Here is a 4,711-nt window from a genome sequence, read left to right as displayed (position 1 = left end):
GGTCGCGCGGCGCGGCCCGGCCGCCGGGCGGGGCCGCCGGGATCGGGGCCGGCGCGCCGCCCTCCCGGGGCCCGGCCGCATCGCCCCCGGAGGGCACGGCGGTGAGCACGGGCGGGCCGGCAGGCTCGTCGCGGTGGGGAGCGGTCATGCGGCCTGCCTCGTCTGCTGGTTCCACAGGTGCCGGTAGGTCGTGCAGGAGGTGAGGAGCTGGTCGTGCCGCCCGGTCGCGATCAGGCGGCCGCCGTCGATGACCAGGATCGCGTGGGCGTCCACCAGGGTGGAGAGCCGGTGCGAGACGATCAGCACGGTGCGCCCGCGGGCGATCCGGCGCAGGTTGCGGCGGATGATCGCCTCGCTGTCGGGATCGAGGGCGCTCGTCGCCTCGTCGAGGATGAGCAGGCGCGGATCCGTGACGAGGGCGCGGGCGATGGCGAGCCGCTGGCGCTGGCCGCCCGAGAGGTTGGCGGCGTTCTCCTCCAGCATCGTGTCGAAGCCGCGGGGCAGCCGCTCGATGAACTCGTCGGCGCCCGCGCTGCGCGCGGCCTCGGCGATCTCCTCGAAGGTGGCGGAGGGCTTGGCCGCCGCGATGTTCTCCCGGACGGTGCCGCGGAACAGGAAGTTGTCCTGCAGCACCACCCCGACGCAGCGGCGCAGGTGCGCGAGGTCGAGCTCCCGGATGTCGTGGCCGTCGATCCGCACCAGGCCCTGCTGGACCGGGTAGAGGCGCTGGATCAGCCGGGTGATGGTGGTCTTGCCCGAGCCGCTGCGCCCGACGATCCCCACGATGCTGCCGGGCGCCACCGTGAACGAGACGTCGTCGAGGGCGGGCGCCCGGTCGGGCTGGTAGGAGAACGACACGTCCTCGAAGCTGATCTCCCCGTGCACCGGCGGGCAGAGGCCGCGGGCGGGGCCCTCGATCTCGGGCGTGCGGTTCATGACCTCGCCGAGCATCCGCACCGAGAGCGCCACCTCCTGGTACTCGTGCGCCATGGTCAGCATCTGCACGAGCGGGCCCGACACGCGGCCGGCCAGCATGTTGAACGCCACGAGCGCGCCGACCGTCATCTGGCGGTCGAAGACGTCGACGGCGCCGAGCCCGATGATGGCGACGCTCATCAGCTTCTCGAGCAGGCCGGTCACGGCCTGGGCCACGGCCGAGATCCGCTCGACGCCGTAGCGCATCTGCACCGCCTGCGCGGAGGCGTCCTCCCATTGCCGGCCCTGGAGCGGCTCCATGGCCAGGGACTTGATGGTGCGCATGCCGTGCACCGACTCGACGAGGAGCGCTTGGCGCTCGCCCTCCGCGTCGTAGAGCGCCCGCAGCCGGCGGCGGAACGGGCCGATCAGCACCCCGATGGCGACCGCAACGCAGGCCGTGAAGGCCAGGACCACGAGGGCGAGCTTCACGCTGTAGAGGAGGAGGATCGGCAGGAACACGAGGAGCGAGAAGCCGTCGAGCACCGTCGTGAACAGCCGGCCGGTGAGGAACTCCCGCACCCGGCTCGCCTGCTGCATGTGCTTGACCAGGATGCCGGCCGGGACCTGCTCGAAGTAGGAGAGCGGCAGCCCGAGCAGGTGCGCGAAGGTGCGCAGCGAGACCCGGATGTCGATGCGGTTGCTGGCGTAGAGCAGCAGGTAGCGGCGCAGGAACGTGAAGGCGGCCTCGAAGACGAGCGCCAGCACCACGCCGCCGGCCAGCACGTAGAGCGTGGCGTAGGATTCGTGGGTGAGCACCCGGTCGATGACGAGCTGGGAGAACAGCGGGACGGCGAGCCCGATGGCGTAGAGCACGAGCGCGGCCACGACCACGTCGGAGAAGAGCCGGCGCTGGCGCAGGATCTCGGGCACGAACCAGAGCAGGCCGAAGGGCCGCCGGCCGTCCGCGGCGCGCCGGGCGGCCCGGGGGCGGACGAGCAGCATCTCGCCCCGCCAGGCGGCGCAGAAGGCGTCCCGCCCGAGCAGCATCGGCTCCTGGAGGGCCGCCTTCGGGTCGAGGACGAGGAGGCGCGGCTCGTCCCCGCCGAAATCGACGCCCCCGATCACGACCCAGTTGCCGTTGGCGAGCCGGGCGAGGGCCGGGAAGGCGCCGCCGAGGTCGGCGAGGGCCGCGAAGGTGAGCCGCGTGCGGCTCGCCCGGAGCCCGACGTCGCGGGCGATGCGCGTCAGGCGCGGCAGCGAGACCGCCTCGCTCCCGATCGCGTAGGCGTGGGCGAGGCGGTCGGCCGCGAGGTCGACGCCGTGGTGGCGCGCGACGGCGACGAGGCAGTGCAGTCCGGTGTCCACGGCGGGCCTTCCGTGCGCAGCAGCGCGTCAGGAGAAGTTCGGAGAGGTGTTGCGGGCGGGCCGGGGCGCGCCCAGGGGCACGGGATCGTGCGCGCCGGGCGCCGTCTCGCCGGGCCGGATGGCGCCGGACTCGATCAGCCCCTGGACGACCTTCTGCATCAGGTCGGCGGCGTTCGCGAAGGCGTCGGCCGGCATGATGATGCGCTGGCGGACGACCGGCTTCGGGTTGTTGGCGTGGTCCCGCTCGGACGGCGACAGGCTCATCAGGTCGATGCGGATGATCGAGCCCGTCACGGTGATCTCGCTCACGCCGTCCGAATAGATCTCGTTGATCATCATGTGATTCCTTAGGCCGCGGCTTGCGGGTTGAAGACGACGTCCACCCAGTAGTTGGTCCGCTGGTAGGAGTTCGCCGGGAACAGGCTCGAGCCGCCGTAGGCGTAGACGCCGTTGCCGCCCGACGCGTCGCTTGCCGGCGCGGTGAGGGGCCCGCTCGTCGTGGCGGTCGTGAAGTAGTTGCTGTTGTTGGAGTAGTGACCGGTGTTGGTGTGGTAGGAGGCGACGTAGGTCGCCCCCGGCGTCAGGGTCACGGGATTGGAGAACGTCGCGGTCTGCCAGCCGCTCGCGCTCTCGTTGGTGAAGGTGGTCGTCGCGAGCTGCTGGCCCGTGCTCGACCAGAGCGTGCCGGTGTGGGTGCCGGTGTCCTGGCTGCCCTTGTAGAACCGCACCGCACTCACCGTGCCGGCGCTGGACGACTGGAACTTGACCCCGAGCTCGACCGGGCTCGAATCGGCCGTGTTCACGGTCGCGGGCGTCGCCGTGGCCGAGAACAGGCTCACCGGGCCCGCGCTCGCCGCCGCGACCTTGAGGCTGACGCTCGCCGAGGCGGTGCCGCCGCGCCCGTCCGCGATCGCGTAGGTGAAGCTCGCCGGGCCGGTGTAGCCCGTCGTCGGCGTGAACGTGATCGTGTTCGTCTGGGCGTTCAGCGCCACGGTGCCGTTCGTCGGCGCGCTGACCCCGGTGACCGTGAGCGCGTCGCCGTTCGGGTCGGTGTCGTTGGCGAGCAGCGTCGCGGTCGCGATGGTGGCGGCGGTGTTCAGCGTCACCGTCGGGCCGGTGTCGTTGACGGCCACCGGCGACTGGTTGGCGGTGCCGCTCGCCGGGTTGAACAGCACGTCCACCCAGANCCAGTAGTTCGTCGACTGGTAGGTCTGGTTCGGGAACAGGCTCGAGCCGCCGTAGGCGTACACGCCGTTGCCGCCCGACGCCGTGCTGGAGGGTGCGGTGAGGGGGCCGCTCGTCGTGGCGCTGGCGAAGTAGCCGACGTTGCTCGAGTAGTGGCCGGCGTTGGTGTGGTAGGAGGCGACGTAGGTCGCCCCCGGCGTCAGGGTCACGGGGCTCGAGAAGGTCGCGGTCTGCCAGCCGCTCGCGCTCTCGTTGGTGAAGGTCGCGTTGGCGAGGCGCTGCCCGGTGCTCGACCAGAGCGAGCCGGTGTGGGTGCCGGTGTCCAGGCTGCCCTTGTAGAAGCGCACCGCGCTGACCGTGCCGGCGCTCGAGGCCTGGAACTTGACCCCGAGCTCGACCGGGCTCGAATCGGCCGTGTTCACGGTGGCGGGCGTCGCCGTGGCCGAGAACAGGCTCACCGGGCCCGTGCCGGGCGCCGCGACCGTGAGGCCGACGCTCGCCGAGGCGGTGCCGCCGCGCCCGTCCGCGATCGCGTAGGTGAAGCCTGCCGGGCCGGTGTAGCCCGTCGTCGGCGTGAACGTGATGGTGTTCGTCTGGGCGTTCAGCGCCACGGTGCCGTTCGTCGGCGCGCTGACCCCGGTGACCGTGAGCGCGTCGCCGTTCGGGTCGGTGTCGTTGGCGAGCAGCGTCGCGGTCGCGATGGTGGCGGCGGTGTTCAGCGTCACCGTCGGGCCGGTGTCGTTGACGGCCACCGGCGACTGGTTGGCGGTGCCGCTCGCCGGGTTGAACAGCACGTCCACCCAGAAGTTCGTCGACTGGTAGGTCTGGTTCGGGAACAGGTTGCCGCTGCCGTAGACGAAGACGCCGTTGCCGCCCGACGCCGTGCTGGAGGGCGCGGTGAGGGGTCCGCTCGTCGTGGCGCTGGCGAAGTAGCCGACGTTGCTCGAGTAGTGGCCGGTGTTGGTGTGGTAGGAGGCGACGTAGGTCGCTCCCGGCGTCAGGGTCACGGGGCTCGAGAACGTCGCGGTCTGCCAGCCGCTCGCGGTCTCGTTGGCGAAGGTCGCGGTGGCGAGGCGCTGCCCGGTGCTCGACCAGAGCGAGCCGGTGTGGGTGCCGGTGTCCAGGCTGCCCTTGTAGAACCGCACCGCGCTCACCGTGCCGGCGCTCGAGGACTGGAACTTCACCCCGAGCTCGACCGCGTCGGTGTCGGCGGTGTTCACGGTGGCGGGCGTCGCCGAGCCGG

4 protein-coding genes are annotated in these 4,711 nt (G+C 71.9%); all 4 read right to left on the bottom strand.

What is annotated here, in order from left to right:
- Positions 1-144: 144 nt before the first annotated feature.
- Complete coding sequence (locus DT057_RS05655; protein WP_128561124.1) at positions 145-2,283, bottom strand: peptidase domain-containing ABC transporter; 2,139 nt, start codon at positions 2,281-2,283, stop codon at positions 145-147.
- Positions 2,284-2,310: 27 nt separating this feature from the next.
- Entirely contained in the window at positions 2,311-2,619 is a 309-nt protein-coding gene (locus DT057_RS05650) for a hypothetical protein (protein ID WP_238313585.1), read from the bottom strand.
- An 11-nt stretch (positions 2,620-2,630) separates the two neighbouring features.
- Positions 2,631-3,458 carry a DUF4082 domain-containing protein gene (locus DT057_RS37485; RefSeq protein WP_420870303.1) on the bottom strand — a complete coding sequence of 276 codons (828 nt, stop codon included), beginning with the start codon at positions 3,456-3,458 and terminating at the stop codon, positions 2,631-2,633.
- Between the two features lie 12 nt (positions 3,459-3,470).
- Positions 3,471-4,711 (bottom strand): DUF4082 domain-containing protein (locus DT057_RS36045; protein WP_203236197.1); only part of this gene is annotated, 1,241 nt, incomplete at both ends.

Source organism: Methylobacterium crusticola (assembly GCF_003574465.1).
GTDB classification, from domain to species: Bacteria; Pseudomonadota; Alphaproteobacteria; order Rhizobiales; family Beijerinckiaceae; genus Methylobacterium; species Methylobacterium crusticola.
This window is presented reverse-complemented; position numbering and strand designations above follow the sequence as displayed.